Annotated in this window: 17 protein-coding genes; 12 read left to right on the top strand and 5 right to left on the bottom strand. The window is 59.9% G+C overall.

What is annotated here, in order from left to right:
- The first annotated feature begins 9 nt into the window (after window positions 1-9).
- Window positions 10-831, top strand: coding sequence for a shikimate dehydrogenase (gene aroE, locus ABVN21_RS23175; protein WP_339552433.1), 822 nt, complete (start codon window positions 10-12; stop codon window positions 829-831).
- Between the two features lie 69 nt (window positions 832-900).
- Here the strand turns inward: aroE and ABVN21_RS23170 are convergent, their stop codons facing one another.
- The 3 genes from ABVN21_RS23170 to betC all read right to left on the bottom strand — a co-directional run bounded on the left by ABVN21_RS23170 (window position 901) and on the right by betC (window position 5068).
- Entirely contained in the window at window positions 901-2469 is a 1569-nt protein-coding gene (locus tag ABVN21_RS23170) for a SulP family inorganic anion transporter (protein ID WP_339552432.1), read from the bottom strand.
- A 147-nt stretch (window positions 2470-2616) separates the two neighbouring features.
- The gene (choX, locus tag ABVN21_RS23165) at window positions 2617-3537 is read right to left on the bottom strand and encodes a choline ABC transporter substrate-binding protein (RefSeq protein WP_339552431.1); all 921 of its coding nucleotides are present in this window, start codon (window positions 3535-3537) and stop codon (window positions 2617-2619) included.
- A gap of 16 nt (window positions 3538-3553) precedes the next feature.
- The gene (betC, locus tag ABVN21_RS23160; RefSeq protein ID WP_339552430.1) at window positions 3554-5068 is read right to left on the bottom strand and encodes a choline-sulfatase; all 1515 of its coding nucleotides are present in this window, start codon (window positions 5066-5068) and stop codon (window positions 3554-3556) included.
- Between the two features lie 114 nt (window positions 5069-5182).
- Between betC and ABVN21_RS23155 the strand changes: the two genes are divergently transcribed.
- Window positions 5183-6133: a LysR family transcriptional regulator gene (locus tag ABVN21_RS23155; protein WP_339552429.1), complete on the top strand. Its 951-nt coding sequence runs from the start codon at window positions 5183-5185 to the stop codon at window positions 6131-6133.
- On the opposite strand, the gene ABVN21_RS23150 is transcribed toward ABVN21_RS23155, so the two are convergent.
- Window positions 6130-6792: an NAD(P)H-binding protein gene (locus tag ABVN21_RS23150; protein WP_339552428.1), complete on the bottom strand. Its 663-nt coding sequence runs from the start codon at window positions 6790-6792 to the stop codon at window positions 6130-6132. The genes ABVN21_RS23155 and ABVN21_RS23150 overlap by 4 nt on opposite strands.
- Before the next feature lie 85 nt (window positions 6793-6877).
- On the opposite strand from ABVN21_RS23150, the gene ABVN21_RS23145 reads away from it, so the two are divergent.
- On the top strand, window positions 6878-7204 hold the full coding sequence (locus ABVN21_RS23145) for a DOPA 4,5-dioxygenase family protein (protein WP_339552427.1): 327 nt from the start codon (window positions 6878-6880) through the stop codon (window positions 7202-7204).
- Here the strand turns inward: ABVN21_RS23145 and ABVN21_RS23140 are convergent, their stop codons facing one another.
- Window positions 7205-7606 carry a GFA family protein gene (locus ABVN21_RS23140; protein ID WP_339552426.1) on the bottom strand — a complete coding sequence of 134 codons (402 nt, stop codon included), beginning with the start codon at window positions 7604-7606 and terminating at the stop codon, window positions 7205-7207.
- A 350-nt stretch (window positions 7607-7956) separates the two neighbouring features.
- On the opposite strand from ABVN21_RS23140, the gene ABVN21_RS23135 reads away from it, so the two are divergent.
- From ABVN21_RS23135 to ABVN21_RS23095, 9 genes are all read left to right on the top strand, one after another.
- On the top strand, window positions 7957-9264 hold the full coding sequence (locus ABVN21_RS23135; protein ID WP_339552425.1) for a CitMHS family transporter: 1308 nt from the start codon (window positions 7957-7959) through the stop codon (window positions 9262-9264).
- Window positions 9265-9349: 85 nt separating this feature from the next.
- On the top strand, window positions 9350-10117 hold the full coding sequence (locus tag ABVN21_RS23130) for a TerC family protein (RefSeq protein WP_339552424.1): 768 nt from the start codon (window positions 9350-9352) through the stop codon (window positions 10115-10117).
- A gap of 352 nt (window positions 10118-10469) precedes the next feature.
- A complete protein-coding gene (locus tag ABVN21_RS23125) occupies window positions 10470-12128 on the top strand; it encodes a Na/Pi cotransporter family protein (protein ID WP_339552423.1) in 1659 nt (552 codons plus the stop codon).
- A gap of 162 nt (window positions 12129-12290) precedes the next feature.
- Window positions 12291-13667: an insulinase family protein gene (locus ABVN21_RS23120; protein ID WP_339552422.1), complete on the top strand. Its 1377-nt coding sequence runs from the start codon at window positions 12291-12293 to the stop codon at window positions 13665-13667.
- 131 nt (window positions 13668-13798) lie between these two features.
- Window positions 13799-14827 (top strand): DUF5924 family protein, encoded by a 1029-nt coding sequence (locus ABVN21_RS23115; protein WP_339552421.1) that lies wholly within the window; start codon window positions 13799-13801, stop codon window positions 14825-14827.
- Window positions 14828-14881: 54 nt separating this feature from the next.
- Window positions 14882-16030, top strand: a complete 1149-nt coding sequence (locus ABVN21_RS23110) for an ABC transporter permease (protein ID WP_339552420.1) — start codon at window positions 14882-14884, stop codon at window positions 16028-16030.
- Entirely contained in the window at window positions 16027-16830 is an 804-nt protein-coding gene (locus tag ABVN21_RS23105) for an ATP-binding cassette domain-containing protein (protein ID WP_339552419.1), read from the top strand. The genes ABVN21_RS23110 and ABVN21_RS23105 overlap by 4 nt, the downstream gene beginning before the upstream one ends.
- Before the next feature lies 1 nt (window position 16831).
- Window positions 16832-17770, top strand: coding sequence for an MlaD family protein (locus tag ABVN21_RS23100; protein WP_339552418.1), 939 nt, complete (start codon window positions 16832-16834; stop codon window positions 17768-17770).
- A complete protein-coding gene (locus tag ABVN21_RS23095) occupies window positions 17767-18393 on the top strand; it encodes an ABC-type transport auxiliary lipoprotein family protein (protein ID WP_339552417.1) in 627 nt (208 codons plus the stop codon). The genes ABVN21_RS23100 and ABVN21_RS23095 overlap by 4 nt, the downstream gene beginning before the upstream one ends.
- The last annotated feature ends 73 nt before the right edge of the window (window positions 18394-18466 follow it).

Below are 18466 nucleotides of genomic sequence, written 5' to 3'. Positions count from 1 at the left end.
GGAATCCTGATGGACCGTTACGTCGTATTCGGTAACCCGATTGGCCACAGCAAATCGCCGTTGATTCATCGCCTGTTTGCCGAGCAGACCGCGCAGAAACTCGACTACAGCACTTCGCTGGCACCCCTCGACGACTTTTCCGGCTGCGCCCGGGCGTTTTTCCTCGAAGGTTGCGGGGCGAATGTGACGGTGCCCTTCAAGGAAGAAGCCTATCGCCTGGCCGATAGCCTGACTGCGCGGGCGCAGCGGGCCGGGGCGGTGAATACCCTGAGCAAGCTCGAAGATGGCACGTTGTTGGGCGATAACACCGACGGTGCCGGTCTGGTGCGGGACCTTACGGTGAACGCCGGTTTCAGCCTCAAGGGCAAACGCATCCTGCTGCTCGGCGCTGGCGGCGCGGTACGCGGGGCGCTGGAGCCTTTGCTGGCCGAGCAACCGGCGTCGGTGGTCATCGCCAACCGCACTGTGGACAAGGCCGAGTTGCTGGCGGAACTGTTCTGCGATCTGGGACCGGTGTCGGCCAGTGGTTACGACTGGTTGCAGGAGTCGGTGGACCTGATCATCAACGCGACGTCCGCCAGTTTATCGGGCGATGTCCCGCCGATTGCCACCAGCCTGATCGAACCGGGCAAGACGCTGTGTTACGACATGATGTACGGCAAGGAGCCGACTTCGTTCTGTCGCTGGGCCAGCGAGAATGGGGCGGCGGTGGCGATGGATGGCTTGGGGATGCTCGCCGAGCAAGCGGCGGAGGCGTTCTTCCTGTGGCGCGGCGTGCGCCCGGATACGGCGCCGGTACTGGCCGAACTGCGCCGGCAGCTGGCGCTATAAGCTTTTTTGTGGCGAGGGAGCAAGCTCCCTCGCCACAGTGGTTCGGCGCGTATGGCGCAGTGTGATGAATCAATCCTCAAACCGGATCGGACATTTCTCGGCACCTTCGAGCTTGCGCAATTCCTCCACCACCTGCGGCCTCGCCCGGCGCAAGGTCAAACTGCGATCCTGGCGCAACAGCCGCCGCGCTTCCTGATGCAGCATCTCCACCCCCGAATAGTCGATGAAGTTGATCTGCTGCGCTTCGATCACCACGCGCGCACCGTGCATCCGTTGCAGGCGTACTTGCAGGTAATGGCTGGCGCCGAAAAATATCGAGCCGCCAACCCGCAGGATGTCGTCATCGCCGTCGCGCACATGCTGAACCCGCGGTTGCGAGGTGCGCTTGAGGTAGAAGAACAGCGAAGCCAGTACGCCGGCATAGATTGCCGTTTGCAACTCCAACAGCAACGTGGCGACACACGTCAGGGCCATCACCACGAATTCAGCGCGGCTGACCCGCAATAACGCGCGGATACCGCGATGGTCAATCAAGCCCCAAGCGATCAATAAAATACTGCCAGCCATGGCCGGGATCGGAATGTGTGCGATCAGGCTTGCGCCGAAAACCGCAAACAGCGCCACCCATAACGCCGAAAAAATCCCCGCCAATGGCGAACAGGCACCCGCGTCGTAACTCAGGCCCGAACGGGTGAAAGACCCGGCCGACAATGATCCGGAAAAAAACGCCCCGACGATGTTCGATAGTCCCTGGGCGCGCACTTCCTGATTGGCATCGAGCAACTGTTGAGAACGCGCCGACAAGGAACGGGCAATCGACAGGCTGGTCACCAGCCCGAGCATGCCGACCGCCACGGCACTGGGCAGCAGGCGCAGGATCATGTCCAGGTCCAGCGGCAGCGGACTGAACGGCGGCAACTTGCCGGCGAACGCGCTGACCAATTGCACGTGTCCGAACATCGAGGGCCAGATCCAGACCAGCAACGCGCCCAGCACCAGTGTCATTAACAGTGTCGGCCAGCGCGGCAACATCAGCTTCAGGATTACGCCGACCACCACGGTAGCCAGGCCCAGGATCAGCGAAGGCTTGTCCACCTCGCCAAGGTGCTGGAACAGGGCAATAAAACTATCCAGGGCAGTGGCCTGGCTGGGCAAATCCAGACCCAGCAAATTAGGCAATTGGCCGATGGCAATCACCACCGCTGCACCGAGGGTGAAGCCGAGCACCACCGAATGAGATACGAAATTCACCAGCGCGCCAAAGCGCAGCAAACCCAGCAGCCACTGGAAAATCCCGGCCAGCAACGTCAGCAACAGAATCAGGGTGACGTAATCCTGTGTCGCGGGAACGGCCAGAGGACTGACGCTGGCGTAGAGGACAATGGAGATGGCGGCTGTAGGACCGCAGATCAAATGCCACGACGAGCCCCAGAGACAAGCGATCAACACCGGGATGATCGCCGCGTACAAGCCGTACTCAGGTGGGAGACCGGCAATCAGGGCGTAGGCAATGGATTGCGGCAACGCGAGAATCGCGCCGCTGAGGCCGACGATCAGGTCACGACCGACGCTGGCACGGGTTTGCCGGGGTAGCCAGGTGAGAAAGGGGAAGAGTGAATGGCGGCTGGGAAGGGCCATTGGGTCCTCTCGGGTGGGGTTTGGGCGCAAGGGTAACAGGACGAAGCACGGAGTTGAGCAAGCCGGCGCCTACAGATGTGATCGTTCCCAGGGCCCGCGCCCCATCCAAAGCCGAACGTGAAGCGTGGGAACGATCAGCAGATCGCGTCAGAGCTTGGCTTTGACTGCCGGCAACGCATCCTTGCCATCCACGGTCTTCACGCCATCCAGCCATTTATCCAGCACCGCCGGGTTGGCCTTGATCCACGCCTTGGCCGCATCGGCATTGCTGACTTTCTTGTTCACCACTTCGGCCATGATGCTGTTCTCCATCTCTTGGGTGAAACTCAGGTTGGTCAGCAGCTTGCCGACGTTCGGGCAGGCCTGTGCATAACCTTTGCGGGTCAGGGTGTGAACGCTTCCGGTGTCGCCGAAGTATTTTTCTCCGCCCTTCAGATAATGCATTTTCAGCTGCACGTTCATCGGGTGCGGGGTCCAGCCGAGGAAGGTCACGAACTTCTGTTTTTTCACCGCGCGGGAGACTTCGGCCAGCATCGCCTGCTCGCTGGACTCGACCAATTTCCACTGGCCCATGTCGAAATCGTTTTTCTTGATGATTTCCTGCAGCGAGATGTTCGCCGGTGCCCCGGAGCCGATGCCGTAGATCTTGTGATCGAACTTGTCGGCGAACTTGTTCAGGTCGGCAAAGTTATGCACACCCGCGTCCCACACGTAGTCCGGAACGGCGAGAGTGAATTCGGTGCCATCGAGGTTTTTCGCCAGCTGAGTAACGTCGCCCGTGGCCACGAATTTATCGTAGAAGCCCTGTTGTGCCGGCATCCAGTTACCCAGGAACACATCGACCTGACCGTCCTTCAACCCGCCAAAGGTGATCGGCACCGCGAGGGTGTCGACCTTGGCCTTGTAGCCCATGCCGTCCAGCAGAAACCCGGTGATGGCGTTCGTCGCGGCGATGTCGCTCCAGCCTGGATCGGCCATTTTCACCGTATCGCAGCTTTGATCGGCATTCGCCGACGCGCTGCCCAGAGCCAAAAGCCCGATCGTCAGTACTGTGGATAACCTTTGCATGGACTTCCCCTTAACATTATTGGTTTTGGCAGGGTTGTGGATAACGTGCTTTGCGCTCCAGGTCATCAAGGTCGATGTGGTTGCGCATGTATTGCTGACTGGCGTCCACCAATGGCTGGTGATCCCAGCTCTTCAGCTTGCCGATGGTCAGGGCATCGGCAACGAAGCGCCGACGCCGCTGGCTCGCGAGCACCTGTTGGTGGATCGCCGGAATGTCCCATTTGGCCCGCGCTTCGGCGAGAAAATCGTCGAATAGCTGGCGATGTTGCGGTGACTGGCTGAGTTCTTCCAGTTCGCGCGGGTCGTTGTGTACATTGAAGAGTAGGCAAGGGTCGTCTTCGCTGTAGATGAATTTGTATGGGCCGCGGCGAATCATCATCAATGGGCTGATAGTGCCTTCGGCCATGTACTCGCCGAATACTTCGTCGTGACCACCCTGCCCTTGCAGGTGTGGCACCAAAGAACGTCCGTCCAGCGGCAGACCCGGGTCCAGAGAGCCGCCGGCCAGTTCAACGAAGGTTGGCAACAGGTCGGCAGTGGACACCGAGGCGCTGACCCGGCCGGCGCCGAACTGCCCTGGTGCACTTATCAACAGGGGGACGCGAGCGGCCATCTCGTACCAGTGCATTTTGTACCAGAGGCCCCGCTCACCGAGCATGTCGCCATGATCGCCAGAGAACGCGATGATGGTGTCATCGATCAGCCCGGTTTCTTCGAGCGTTTGCAGGAGTTTGCCGACGTGACTGTCGATATAGCTGCATGCTCCGAAATAAGCGCGGCGCGCATCACGAATCTTATCCACAGGCAGCGGTTTATCCCACAGGTCGTAAACCTTGAGTAGGCGCTGGGAATGGGGATCGAGGTCGTGCTGGTCGGGGGTTGTGGGCAAAGGGATGTCGGCGTCGTCGTACATATCCCAGAATGCCTTGGGAATGGTGTACGGGTCGTGCGGGTGCGTCATCGAAACAGTCAGGCAAAACGGCTGATCGCCGTCCTCGCGGATGTGATCGAACAAGTATTGCTGGGCCTTGAACACCACCTCTTCGTCGAAATCCAGCTGGTTGGTGCGCACGCACGGGCCTGCTTGCAGCACCGACGACATGTTGTGATACCAGGTCGGGCGCACATCCGGTTCATCCCAATTTACCGCCCAGCCATAATCGGCCGGGTAGATGTCGCTGGTCAGGCGTTCTTCGTAGCCATGCAATTGGTCGGGGCCGCAGAAATGCATCTTGCCCGACAGTGCCGTGCGATAGCCGAGGCGACGCAGGTAATGGGCATAAGTCGGCACATCCGCAGGGAAATCGGCCGCGTTGTCATAGGCGCCGATCTTGCTCGGCAATTGGCCGCTGACCAGGGTAAAACGCGACGGCGCGCACAGTGGGCTGTTGCAATAAGCGGCGTCGAACACCACGCCTTCGGCGGCGAGGCGGCTGAGATTGGGTAATTTGATGGGCGAAGGACCGTAGAACGGCAACATTGGCGCGGCCATCTGATCGGCCATGATGAAAAGAATATTCTTGCGCTTCATGTGATCGCGGCATTCCATAGTGAATATTTATGCGAAAGTGCTGCGATCGAGCATGGATTCCGCACAGTTTGCGGTAAAGCCCATGCGTAGCAATGACTAGGATAAGCACAGCTTATGTATGACGCCCTCGGTGACCTGTCCCTGGATTTGCTTCGTGCTTTTGAAGCCGCCGCGCGCCAACGAAGCTTCACGGCGGCGGCCGTTGAGTTGGGTACGACGCAACCGGCCATCAGCCAGCAGATCAAACGGCTGGAAGAACAACTGGCAACGCGATTATTCGACCGCATCTATCGTGGCATCGAATTAACCGAGGCCGGAACGATTCTTTTCGAACAGGTTCAGCTCGGTTTGCAGAATATCGACGCAGGTTTGAACGCAATCAGTACTCAGAATCAGCATGAAGTGCTGCAAGTCGCTACCGATTTCGCCTTCGCCGCTTATTGGCTGATGCCTCGCCTGCATCGCTTTCACGCGGCCAATCCGCAAGTGGATGTCAGTCTGGTGACCAGCGAGCGCAGCCACAACATGCTGCGTACCGATATCGACGTGGCCGTATTGTTCGGTGATGGCCGCTTCAAACAGGGTGAAAGCCATTGGTTGTTCAGCGAAGAAGTGTTCCCGGTTTGCAGTCCGCAACTGTTGACCGAACGTCCCCTGCCCTTGCCTGCCAAGACTTTGCTGGAGCTGCCACTGCTGCACCTGCGCGGGGAGAACAGCAGTAACTGGTTCGACTGGAGCGGCGTGTTTCGCGAGTTGGGCATCACGTCGCCACCGGCCCCGGGCCAGTTGCGCTTCGACAATTACACTTTGCTGATTCAGGCCGCGATTGGCGGTCAGGGTGTGGCTATCGGTTGGCGGCACCTTGTGGATAACTTGCTGGCGCAAGGCTTGTTGTGTCGACCGATTGCCGAAACGGTGATTTCCAGGCTGGGATACTACGTAGTACTGCCACAGCGCAAACGACGGGGCGCGTTGATTCAGCAATTTGTCGATTGGTTGATGGCTGAACAGGCCAGCAGTGCGCAATCGCTGGCCGGTATGGCGCTACCCTCCATTGCGGTTTAGCTGTCGGTCGCGATGAAATTGACGTGGTCACCGATATGCAGGTTCAACTGCAGCTCATCAGCGATTCCCACCGCCGTACGCGCCAGGCGAGCGAGCGGTTCGGCGAGACCCGGCTCAAGATTGCCGCCAATCTGACTGAAGTGCTCAATGGTCAAACCCGGCACGCCGCGTGGGGCGTTTACCATCGTCCAGTGCAAGGCACTGCTTTGCAGCGCTTCGCGGATTTCTTCGGCGGCGTGGCGTTGCAACCCGTCTTCTATCTCTGGATCGTCCAGAACCTCAAAATCCCCCACCAGAAACAACCGCGCGATACCCGCCGCTTGCATGCCTTCAATCAACGCGTCCACCGCCAGCACCTGCTCGACCGGGCCGGGCACGATGGTTTTCTCCACGTACTCACTGTTGAATGGCAGCCCTGGTGCGTCCAGTAAACAAATGACAACCGAACTTCCGGCCACACTTTGCTTCACCCGCTCTGCCTCGAACAGATCACCCGTCTTGGTACGCAAACCCGGACGCGGTGCCAGCGCGGTCAGGTCATCGAGAATGGCGATCACTTCATGTTGGCGCCGAAGCATTTCAGCCATTAGCGCACTCCCCAGGCTACTCATGGCACCATAAAGCACCACTTTCACCACCGGCGTTTCGGCGTTTTTCATGGCTGAACTCCCTTGTTTTTCTGCGTATATGTCGTGTGACATGCACGGAACGATAAGGGTTCGACTGAGATTTAGAGGGATTCACATGCACCGGATCAAGGGCTATCACGCTCATGTCTATTTCGATGCCAGCACGATTGATCAGGCACGGTCTTTGTGTGAGCAAGCGGCGCAGTTGTTCCCGCTGAAGATGGGCCGCGTTCATGAACGCCCGGTCGGCCCGCACCCGGACTGGAGCTGCCAACTGGCCTTCGGCCCGGAGCTGATCGGCGATGTACTGCCGTGGCTGGCGCTCAATCGCAAGGGTTTAGTGGTGTTCCTGCACCCGGACACTGGCGACGATTTGCTGGACCACAGCGAGCACGCGATCTGGATGGGTGCGGTTCGGCCGCTGAACCTGTCTATTTTTTGATCAAATCGTTTCTTCGGCCTCACCCGGCAAGTGCTCGTCCAGGTGCAGCCACGGCAAGCGGTTGTCGGTCCAGATGTGCCGCTCGGCGGGCGCCTGTTCGGGCTGATCGAGGGTGGCGATGGTGACGTCGATGCTTTCTGGGCTCAGGTGTGTCACCAGCGCCAGTTGCGCCCCACAGTGGCCGCAGAAATATCGCGCGCAGGTTGGTGAAGAGTCGTACCGCGCTGGCGTCCCGGCCAGCCATTGAAACGCCGATGCTGGAACGGTGATCCATGTCGTCACGATTCCGCCGCTGACCCGCCGGCAAATCGAGCAATGGCAGTGGGCGATATCGTGCAGAGGCCCGCTGAATTGATAGCGCAGTTGCCCGCAGTGACAGCCGCCTGTATGAAATTTGACCATGCCTGTTCCTCCTGATCCGTGCTCCTACAGGGATGATCCGTGCCGCAATGTGCGCGAAGGCCTCAACGCGCTCCGACGACCGGTCGCACATCCGGTCAATGCTTTCACCAGCGAAAGCTGGCTGAAAGCTTCCCCGATTAGGATCCCCTCACTGCCGGCAACAGACCGGTTGGCCAATGCCAGCGCTATATCGCTCGCACAGCCCATTTAACAACAACAATGGTGATTCTGATGTCCTCTTCTATCCGCCGCTTCGCTGCAACTCCGCCCGTACGCTTCGTGCTTCCCGTTCTGCGCTGATCTCGCCCGGTCCGCCCATTCCCTAGCCGCGCTACGCCTGGAGTATTCCCATGCTGACTTTCCTTGGCTTCGCCATGGTCATCACGTTCATGTTCCTGATCATGACCAAGCGCCTGTCCGCGCTGATCGCCTTGATCATCATTCCAATCGTCTTTGCCCTGTTTGGCGGTTTCGGCCCGAAAATCGGCCCGATGATGCTCGAAGGCATCACCAAGCTCGCGCCGACCGGCGTGATGCTGATGTTCGCCATTCTGTACTTCGCCTTGATGATCGACTCCGGCCTGTTCGACCCGGCCGTGCGCAAGATCCTCAAAATGGTCAAGGGCGACCCGTTGAAAGTGTCGGTCGGCACCGCCGTACTGGCGCTGGTCGTTTCCCTCGATGGTGACGGCGCGACCACCTACATGATCTGCGTGGCCGCCATGCTGCCGCTCTACAGCCGCATCGGCATGAGTCCGCGGATCATGGCCGGCCTGATCATCCTCGCCGGTGGCGTGATGAACATGACGCCATGGGGCGGCCCGACCGCCCGCGCCGCCAGTGCGCTGCACGTGGACCCGTCGCACATCTTCGTGCCGATGATTCCGGCGATGGCGGCCGGTGTGGTGGCGATCCTGGCCATTGCTTTTTTCTACGGTAAACGTGAGCGTGCGCGTCTGGGTGAGCTGCACCTGGTCGGCGACGAAATCGATCACAGCGAAATCAGCGTGTCGCAGTTCCCGGACGCCCGTCGTCCGAAACTGATCTGGTTCAACGGCGCCTTGACCCTGGGCCTGATGTGCACCCTGATCGCCGGCCTGTTGCCGTTGCCAGTGCTGTTCATGGTGGCTTTCAGTATCGCGATGATCGTCAACTACCCGTGCCTGCAACAGCAGAAGGATCGCGTCGCGGCCCACGCCGGTAGCGTGCTGGCGGTTGTCGGACTAATCTTTGCCGCGGGTATCTTCACCGGTATCCTGTCGGGCACCGGCATGGTCGATGCCATGTCGAAAAGTCTGTTGGCGGTGATCCCGGATTTCCTCGGCCCGTACCTGGCTGTGATCACGGCGTTGGTGAGCATGCCGTTCACCTTCTTCATGTCCAACGACGCATTTTATTACGGCGTGTTACCGGTACTTGCGGAAGCCGCCAGCCACTACGGTATAACCTCGGTGGAAATGGCACGTGCCTCGATCGTCGGTCAGCCCGTCCACTTGTTGAGCCCGCTGGTACCCTCGACTTACTTGTTGGTGGCCCTGGCCGGCATTGATTTTGGTGATCACCAGCGCTTCACCCTGAAATGGGCCGTGCTGGTTTGCATGTGCATACTGATTGCTGCATTGCTGATGGGGATTTTTCCGCTGTTCAGCACTCTATAAGCCCAAGACTCACCACTTCGGGTCCAGGCTTCGCGGTTTGAAGCCCGGACCCTTTGTGGTTTAACACTCGCTCAAAGGAATACACATGGAATGGCTGACCAACCCTGAAATCTGGGTTGCCTTCTTTACCCTGACCGCCCTGGAAATCGTCCTGGGTATCGATAACATCATCATGATTTCGATCCTGGTCAGCCGCATGCCCAAGCACATGCAACAGCGCACCCGGATTTTCGGCCTGGCGCTGGCCATGGTCACGCGGATCCTGTTGCTGTTGTCGATCACTTGGGTCATGCGCCTCACTGCCGACTTGTTCGAAGTGTTCGGCCAGGGTATCTCCGGGCGTGACCTGATCCTGTTCTTCGGTGGTCTGTTCCTGCTGTGGAAGAGCTCGCAAGAGATGTACCACGCGCTGGAAGGTGAAGACGAGACCGACGACGAGCCAAACCTCAAGGGCGGCAACTTCCTTTACACCATCATCCAGATCGCGATCATCGACATCGTGTTCTCGCTGGATTCGGTGATCACCGCCGTCGGCATGGTCTCCCATGTACCGGTCATGGTCGCGGCGATCGTCGTAGCGGTACTGGTGATGATGCTGGCCTCGGGCACGATCAGCGCGTTCATCGACAAGCACCCTTCGCTGAAGATGCTGGCGCTGTCGTTCCTCTTGATCGTCGGTATGGTGCTGATTGCCGAATCTTTGGACGTGCATGTACCAAAAGGCTACGTCTACTTCGCCATGGCGTTCTCGCTGGCGGTAGAGGCGATCAACATCAAAATGCGCACCGCGATTGCGAAAAAGAAAAAGCAGCAAGACCCGGTGAAACTGCGCAAGGACATTCCGGGCCAGTAACCCGGAGGAGAAAAAGCTCTGTGGTAAACGAGCTTTGTGGCGAGGGAGCTTGCTCCCGCTCGACTGCGCAGCAGGCGTAAACGTATCGGACCTGCCGGTAACGGGGCCGTTACGCGACCCGGCGGGAGCAATCTCCCTCGCCACAGTCATGCAGTGAACAAGGGACCTTCGGGTCCCTTGTTCATTTTCCGCACGGAGCTGATTTCATGACAGTTTTGTTTCAATCACTTCTTTAGCTATGCGATGCTGGCGCCCAGACCGTTAGCCAACTACAGCTTAAGTACAGAACGTAGAAAGTCGCGCGGCACCGTCAACTTGCTCCTTTGGGGCGCTACCACCACAGGGGGCCAGTATGCTCACCCTGCTCAATCTGCTCTCAGCCGTGGCCTTGCTGATCTGGGGCACGCACATCGTCCGAACCGGCATCTTGCGGGTCTACGGTTCCAACCTGCGCCACGTCATCGGCCAGAACATGTCCAAGCGCTGGCTGGCGTTTATCGCGGGGATCGTCGTGACCGCGATGGTCCAAAGCAGTAACGCCACGGCGATGCTCGTCACATCGTTTGTCGGTCAAGGCCTGATGGCGCTGACTCCGGCGCTGGCGACCATGCTCGGGGCCGACGTCGGTACGGCGCTGATGGCGCGAGTGCTGACTTTCGACCTGTCCTGGCTGTCGCCACTGCTGATCTTTCTCGGGGTGATTTTCTTCCTTTCGCGCAAGCAGACGCGGCTCGGGCAAATGGGCCGCGTCAGCATCGGCCTGGGGTTGATCATTCTGGCGTTGCAACTGATCGTCGAGGCAGCCACGCCGATCACCCACGCTCAAGGGGTGAAAGTGATTTTCGCCTCGCTCACCGGCGACATTTTGCTCGACGCCCTGGTCGGCGCCGTGTTCGCGATGGTTTCCTACTCCAGCCTGGCGGCGGTCCTGCTGACTGCGACCCTGGCCGGCGCCAGCGTGATCAGCCTGCCGGTGGCCATCGGTCTGGTGATCGGTGCCAACATCGGCAGCGGCATCCTCGCGTTCCTCAGCACCAGCATGCAGAACGCCGCCGGGCGCCAGGTCGCGCTGGGCAGCCTGTTGTACAAACTGATCGGGCTGCTGCTGATCATTCCAGTGCTCGACCCGTTGGTGCACTGGATCGACAGCCTCGACTACAGCCCTCAGGAAATGGTCATCGGCTTTCACCTGCTCTACAACACCGCACGCTGCCTGATCCTGTTGCCCAGCGTCGGGCCGATGGCCAGGTTCTGCGCGTGGATATTGCCGGAGCGCCCGCAGACCAACGGCATGGCCAAACCCCGGCACCTTGATGCGACGGCGTTGGTCACGCCAAGCCTGGCGCTGGCCAACGCGGCCCGGGAAACCCTGCGCATGGGCGATCTGATCGACAACATGCTCGAGGCCATGCTCGACGTGCTGCACGGCAAGCAAACAGCCGTGACCCAGGAAATGCGCCGTCTGACCGACGATGTCGAGGCGCTCTACAGCGCGATCAAGCTGTATCTGGCGCAAATGCCCCGGGAAGACCTCAGCGATCAGGACAGCCGGCGCTGGGCGGAAATCATTGAGCTGGCGATCAACCTCAAACTCGCCAGCGACTTGATCGAACGCATGCTGCGCAAGGTGCAGCAGCAGAAAACTTCGCAACGCCGGTCGTTTTCCGAGGTGGGTGTGGAGGAGTTGGCCGGGTTGCACAGCCAGTTGATCTCCAACCTGCGCCTGGGTTTGTCGGTATTCCTCAGTGCTGACAAGGAAAGTGCCCGCCAGTTGCTACGTGAAAAACGTCGTTTTCGCGCACAGGAACGCCGCCTGGCCCACGCTCATGTCAGCCGTTTGCAACGTAAGATCGTGCAAAGTCTGGAGACCAGTTCGCTGCACCTGGAGTTGATCGCTGACATGAAGCGTCTGAATTCGCTGTTTTGCAGCAGTGCCTACGTGGTATTGGAAACGTCCGACACCGGCGCGCTGGCTGTGGACGATTTGGCTGACATCACGCATTCGCCTTGAACGTCTGGCACGGTGGTCAGTCAGTAACATTGGTTTCGGGCTCACAATCATCGCGAGCAGGCTCGCTCCCACAGGTCCGCGAAGATCTGTAGGAGCGGGCTTGCCCGCGATGGCGGTCTGAAGGACGAAACGGATCTCCGATTGGTTGCCGGGAAGCTCGTTATGCGTTGTCTGTTATTCGCCTGTCTGTTGCTTGGCTCACTCCCTTCGTTTGCCCTGGACCGCTTCCAGGTCGAGGGCTACACGCTGCGCAACGGTTTGCAATTGCTGCTCAAGCCCGGCACTGAACGCGGTCACGTGGCGATTCGGCTGGTGGTCGGAGTCGGTCTGGATGATTTCAGTTGCGCCGATAAAGAGCTTCCGCACCTGCTGGAACACTTGCTTTTCAGCGGCATCGACGCCAGCGGTGAAGGTGGCCTGGAAGAACGCATGCAGGAGCTTGGGGGCGAGTGGAATGCCTTTACCAGCAACGCCGACACCACGTTCGTGATCGAAGCGCCGGCGAAAAACCAGCGCAAGGTGCTTGATCTGCTTTTGGCTCTGCTGACCCAGACCCATTTCGACGAAGACGCCATCAACGCCGCCAAGCAAGTGGTCGAGCGTGAAGACGGCGGTCACTACACGCACCTGCAACGCTGGCTGGATCGCCAGGACCTGGGCAACACCGCCAGCAAACAACTGGCCGTGGAATTGGGCCTCAAATGCCCCGAGCGCGCGGAAGTCGATCACCTGACCCGCGAACAGCTGGAGAATGTGCGCAAGGACTGGTACGCCCCCAACAACATGACGCTGATCATTGTCGGCGACCTCGAACGTTTGCTGCCGGCCTATCTGGATCGGGCGTATGGCGCGCTGACCGCCATCAACCCGTCCGAGCACCCGCCCCTGCCGCAAATCCAGGCCAGTGCCGCCCATGAGCGCAACTTGATTCATGGCTTGGTCGGCGGCAGTGCCAAGCTGCACTGGCTGGTGCCGGAACCGGTGCTGGAGGATCAGCACGACGAAACGTTCGACCTGCTCAAGGACTACCTGGACTGGGCGCTTTATCGCCGGTTGCGCCTGGAGCACGGCTTGTCCTATGGCCCCTGGGCCGAGCGCGAGGTGTTCGGCGGCGTTGGTTTCATGAGCCTGAACGCCGACCTGGAGCGCGACGACGTAGGCGAAGCACAAAAGGTGCTTGACGAATTGAAGGCCGATTTGCTCAAAGAGGGGCTCAATGCCGAGACCTTTAACCGCCTCAAACAGGCCGCCATCGCCCGCCAGTCCTGGGCCGTGCAAGGCAATAGCGCGCTGGCCGATTATTACTGGAGCGCCCTGGGTGACTACGAAGACGGTCGCTTCGCCAACCCGGTCAAAGAGTTGCAAGGGGTGACGCTGGCGGAAGCGAACAAAGCCATGCGCGAATTGCTCCTGCAACCGGGATATGTCCGAATCGAGAAGCCGTTGATGAGTTATGACCAGTTGATGTGGTCGATTGGTGGAGTGTTGGGGGCGTTGGTTTTAGCGCTATTGGGCTGGCAGATTTACCGCAGGCGATAGCAACCTCGCCACAAAAAGCCCCTATTCTCTGAAGGGCTGTGTTTAACGGAAATGACCGGCACCCTCGCCACGCCAACGCGCCAGCGGTAACCTGTCGAGGATTTTTCCTACGACTATTGTGAACCGCCCGAATGCAAACCCTGACCCTGTTCGTACAGCGAATCCTCGAATTGATGAAGCGCTATCCGGGGGTCATTGCGCTCGGTGGTTTCATCTCCGGGATCGGCAGTTTCATTCTGGTCGATCGCCAACAAGGCCTCGCGAGCTGGATCACCACGATCATGCTGATCAGCTGGATCTGGCTGATGCTGGAAAACAGCCTGACCAAGCTGTTCACCCGAATCTTCAAACGGGAAATTCCCCAGCCCCTGCTGCGTTACGCGACGCAGATGATTCACCAGGAAAGCCTGTTCTTCGTCCTGCCGTTCTTTTTCATCACCACCACGTGGAACAGCGGCCAGTTGTTTTTCACCGGGCTGTTGGCCATCGCGGCGCTGATCTCGATCATCGATCCGCTCTACTACAAATGGCTCGCGCCACGGCGCTGGGCGTTCCTCGCGCTGCATACCCTGACGTTGTTCGCCGCCCTGCTCACCGCGTTGCCGGTAATCATGCACCTGACCACCGCGCAAAGTTTCAAATGGGCACTGGGCATCGCCGTTTTGCTGTCATTCCCGAGCCTGGCGTCGATCTTCCCGATCCGCACCGTGCGCAACGCCGTGGCGATCCTGAGTATCACCCTCGGCATTGGCGGCGTCGGCTGGGTGCTGCGTTCGTGGGTGCCTCCGGCGACCCTGTGGATGACCAACGTGGCGATCAGCACGCAAATGCAGGATCGCACCCCCGGCGACAGCCTCGAAGAAGTCAGCGCCGAGCAGATTCGCGGTGGCGGCCTGTACGCCTATACCGCGATCAATGCCCCCCGTGGCCTGGACGAGCGGATTTATCACGTCTGGCAGTTCAACGGCAAAGAGGTCGACCGCATTCCGCTCGATATCCACGGCGGGCGCAAGGAAGGCTACCGCGCCTGGACCCACAAGCAGAACTTCCCCGGCAACCCGGCGGGCAAATGGCAGGTGCGAGTGTTGACCGAAGATGGCCAGTTGATCGGCGTTCTGCGTTTCAAGATTACCGACAGCACACCGGTCAAAGAAAAGTAAGGCAGTTCGTGCTATTACGTAGATCTGCGTAACAGCCGAAAAAGCACGGAGCTTATGACCAGCAGCACAGTGGCCGGTAATGCCCAATTGGACACCTCGCTCACCCCGCCTCAGATCCGGGTCACCGGGGACTGGACGCTCGTCCATTACGCCGACCTCAAGCTTTTGAGCGAAAAGCTCGAAGGCCAATACGACGACAGCACCCGCATTGATCTCAACGGTCTCGGCGCCCTCGACACCGCGGGCGCCTCGCTGTTGGTGGAACTCCTGGGCTCCGAGCGTCTCGGTCGGTCCGCCGAGCACCCCGATTGCACCATTTCCTCCGCCGACCGCGCATTGCTGCAAACGGTCTACCGCTCTCTGACTGACTTCTGCGTCCCGATCAAGGAACCGGAAATCAGCGTCGGCATTCAACTGCTGACCCGCATCGGTCGTGCGGTGGATACGGTCTGGCAAGACACGCTGCAGCTGCTCGGTTTTGTCGGCCTGATACTGGAAACCATCGTCCGCGGGCTGTTCCAGCCCAAGCGCTGGCGCATCACGCCGATGGTCGCGCACATCGAACAGACCGGCCTCGACGCCGCGCCCATCGTTGCCCTGCTGACCTTCCTGGTGGGCGCCGTGGTGGCGTTTCTCGGCGCAACGGTGCTGGCCAGTTTTGGCGCCACGGTGTTCACCGTGGACCTGGTAGCATTTTCCTTTCTGCGCGAATTCGCCGTGCTGCTCACCGCAATCCTGATGGCCGGCCGTACTGCCAGTGCGTTCACCGCACAGATCGGCTCGATGAAGGCCAACGAAGAAATCGACGCCATTCGCACCTTGGGCCTCGACCCCATTGAATTGCTGGTGGTGCCGCGCGTGCTGGCCCTGCTGGTCGCGTTACCGATGCTGACTTTTATGGCGATGCTTTCCGGGATTGTCGGCGGTGGCGTGGTCTGCGCCGTGTCGCTGGATATTTCGCCGGCGATGTTTTTGTCGCTGCTGCAATCGGACATCGGCGTTCAGCATTTTCTGGTGGGGATCGTCAAAGCGCCGATCTTCGCTTTCCTGATTGCCGCGATCGGTTGCCTGGAAGGCTTCAAGGTCAGCGGCAGCGCCGAGTCCGTCGGCGCGCACACCACATCGAGCGTGGTGCAGTCGATTTTCGTGGTGATCGTACTCGACGCCGTGGCCGCGCTGTTTTTCATGGAGATGGGCTGGTGAGTCGTCTACCCCGAGTGCCCGCCGAGGCGGTGATCGAAGTCCGTGGGCTGTGCAATCGCTTCGGCAGTCAGAGCGTGCACGAGAACCTCGATCTGGATTTGTACAAAGGTGAAATCCTCGCCGTGGTCGGTGGCTCGGGCAGCGGCAAGTCGGTGCTGCTGCGCAGCATTGTCGGCTTGCGCCAGCCCAGCGAAGGTGAGGTGAAGGTCTTTGGCAAAAACCTGCCGACCCTGCCCGAACACGAACGCTCCCTGATCGAACGGCGCTTCGGCGTGCTGTTCCAGAAAGGCGCCCTGTTCTCTTCGCTGACCGTGACCGAGAACGTCGCCCTGCCCCTGATCGAACACGCCGGCCTGAGTCGCGACGATGCCGAGCACCTGGCGGCGGTGAAACTGGCCCTGGCTGGATTGCCTTTGTCGGCGGCGGACAAATACCCCGCGTCCCTGTCCGGCGGCATGATCAAGCGTGCGGCGCTGGCGCGGGCCTTGGCGCTGGACCCGGACATCCTGTTTCTCGACGAACCCACCGCCGGGCTCGATCCGATTGGCGCCGCAGCGTTCGACCAATTGATCCTGACCCTGCGCGATGCTCTGGGCCTGAGTGTGTTCCTGGTGACCCACGACCTCGATACGCTCTACACCATCACTGACCGGGTGGCGGTGCTGGCGCAGAAGAAAGTGCTGGTGGCGGATGCCATCGATGTCGTCTCGGAAACCGACGACGCGTGGATCCACGAATACTTCCATGGCCCTCGCGGCCGCGCGGCGCTGAGTGCCGCTCAACAGCTCAACGAGGTCTGACATGGAAACCCGAGCCCATCATGTATTGATCGGCCTGTTCACCGTGATTGTGGTGACGGGCGCCCTGCTCTTCGGCCTGTGGCTGGCCAAGTCCAGCGTCGACACCGAATTCAAGGACTACGAAGTCGTCTTCAATGAAGCGGTCAGCGGCCTGTCCAAGGGCAGCTCCGTGCAGTACAGCGGGATCAAGGTCGGCGACGTGGTGTTGCTGCGCCTGGACCCGAAAGACCCGCGCCGGGTGCTGGCGCGGATTCGCCTGGGTGGCGATACGCCGGTCAAGGAAGACACCCAGGCCAAACTGGCGCTGACCGGCGTGACCGGGACGTCGATCATCCAGCTCAGCGGTGGTACGCCGCAAAGTCCGCCACTCAAGGGCAAGGACGGCAAACTGCCGCTGATCGTCGCATCGCCCTCGCCCATCGCCCGTTTGCTTAACGACAGCAACGACTTGATGGCCGGTGTGAACACGCTGATGCACAACGTCAACCTGATGTTTTCCACCGAAAACATCGAGCGCGTCAGCAAGACCTTGGAGCATCTGGAAGTCACCACCGGGACCATTGCCGATCAGCGCGACGACCTGAGTCAGGCGATGAAGCAACTGGCATCGGTGGGCAAGCAGGCCAGCACCATGATGGAACAGACATCGGCGCTGATGCGCAACGCCAACGGTTTGCTCAATGACCAGGGCAAACAGATGTTCGGCAGCGCCGAGCAGGCCATGAAGTCGCTGGAGCAAAGCAGTGCGACCATCAACAAGCTGCTCGCCGCCAATCAGGACTCGCTCAACAACGGCATGCAGGGCCTCAATGGCCTGGCGCCGGCGGTACGGGAGTTTCGCGAGACTTTGAGCTCGTTGCGCGCCATTTCCGAACGATTGGAGGCCAACCCCAGCGGTTACTTGCTGGGCAGTGACAAGAACAAGGAATTTACCCCATGAAGCTGACTCACCTCGCCCTCCTCGCCAGCTTCACGCTGCTCGCTGCTTGCTCAATCCTGCCCAAACCCGAGCCGTTCGATGTCTATCGATTGCCTTCGGCTCAGAACAGCGCGGCAGCCAGTCACGGCACGCCGCAGCGCTGGTCATTGCGCCTGAACAAACTTCAGGCCAGCGAAGCGTTGAACAGCCCGAACATTGCCGTTATCCCCCAGGGCGACGTGATGATCAGTTACAAGGCCTCGCGCTGGAGCGACCCGGCGCCCATTTTGCTGCGCAATCGCCTGCTTGATGGTTTTCAGCGTGATGGTCGAGTGACTTTGCTCAGCACCGACGACAGCAACTTCCAGGCGGACTTGGAATTAGGCGGCGGTTTGCAGGCGTTTCAGACCGAGTATCAGGGCACCAGCGCCAGCGTGGTCGTGCGCCTGGATGCTTTATTGGTTCGGGGATATGACCAGCGAATCCTCGCCAGCAAACGCTTTGAAGTGCGCCAACCGTTGAGTGACGTGAAGGTGCCGGCGGTAGTGACGGGGTTTGGCCAGGCCAGTGATCAGTTGACGTCGCAGGTGGTAGGTTGGGCGGTTGAGCAAGGGCAAAAGTTAGCGCCGCCGGCGAGACCTTGAAGGTCCTGCGGACCTTATCGCTGGCATGCCAGCTCCCACAGAGACCGCGCTGTAACCTGTAGGAGCTGGCTTG

This window comes from Pseudomonas sp. MYb327, from assembly GCF_040438925.1.
Lineage (GTDB): Bacteria > Pseudomonadota > Gammaproteobacteria > Pseudomonadales > Pseudomonadaceae > Aquipseudomonas.
This window is presented reverse-complemented; position numbering and strand designations above follow the sequence as displayed.

What these genes read in the sequence shown, in the direction of transcription:
- ABVN21_RS23135 (WP_339552425.1), top strand. Translation starts at nt 7,957, where the DNA reads ATGCTGACTTTCCTTGGCTTCGCCATGGTCATCACGTTCATGTTCCTG.
- ABVN21_RS23115 (WP_339552421.1), top strand. Translation starts at nt 13,799, where the DNA reads ATGCAAACCCTGACCCTGTTCGTACAGCGAATCCTCGAATTGATGAAG.
- ABVN21_RS23125 (WP_339552423.1), top strand. Translation starts at nt 10,470, where the DNA reads ATGCTCACCCTGCTCAATCTGCTCTCAGCCGTGGCCTTGCTGATCTGG.
- ABVN21_RS23170 (WP_339552432.1), bottom strand. Translation starts at nt 2,469, where the DNA reads ATGGCCCTTCCCAGCCGCCATTCACTCTTCCCCTTTCTCACCTGGCTA.
- ABVN21_RS23150 (WP_339552428.1), bottom strand. Translation starts at nt 6,792, where the DNA reads ATGAAAAACGCCGAAACGCCGGTGGTGAAAGTGGTGCTTTATGGTGCC.
- betC (WP_339552430.1), bottom strand. Translation starts at nt 5,068, where the DNA reads ATGAAGCGCAAGAATATTCTTTTCATCATGGCCGATCAGATGGCCGCG.
- ABVN21_RS23095 (WP_339552417.1), top strand. Translation starts at nt 17,767, where the DNA reads ATGAAGCTGACTCACCTCGCCCTCCTCGCCAGCTTCACGCTGCTCGCT.
- ABVN21_RS23100 (WP_339552418.1), top strand. Translation starts at nt 16,832, where the DNA reads ATGGAAACCCGAGCCCATCATGTATTGATCGGCCTGTTCACCGTGATT.
- aroE (WP_339552433.1), top strand. Translation starts at nt 10, where the DNA reads ATGGACCGTTACGTCGTATTCGGTAACCCGATTGGCCACAGCAAATCG.
- ABVN21_RS23145 (WP_339552427.1), top strand. Translation starts at nt 6,878, where the DNA reads ATGCACCGGATCAAGGGCTATCACGCTCATGTCTATTTCGATGCCAGC.
- ABVN21_RS23110 (WP_339552420.1), top strand. Translation starts at nt 14,882, where the DNA reads ATGACCAGCAGCACAGTGGCCGGTAATGCCCAATTGGACACCTCGCTC.
- ABVN21_RS23120 (WP_339552422.1), top strand. Translation starts at nt 12,291, where the DNA reads ATGCGTTGTCTGTTATTCGCCTGTCTGTTGCTTGGCTCACTCCCTTCG.
- ABVN21_RS23130 (WP_339552424.1), top strand. Translation starts at nt 9,350, where the DNA reads ATGGAATGGCTGACCAACCCTGAAATCTGGGTTGCCTTCTTTACCCTG.
- choX (WP_339552431.1), bottom strand. Translation starts at nt 3,537, where the DNA reads ATGCAAAGGTTATCCACAGTACTGACGATCGGGCTTTTGGCTCTGGGC.
- ABVN21_RS23140 (WP_339552426.1), bottom strand. Translation starts at nt 7,606, where the DNA reads ATGGTCAAATTTCATACAGGCGGCTGTCACTGCGGGCAACTGCGCTAT.
- ABVN21_RS23155 (WP_339552429.1), top strand. Translation starts at nt 5,183, where the DNA reads ATGTATGACGCCCTCGGTGACCTGTCCCTGGATTTGCTTCGTGCTTTT.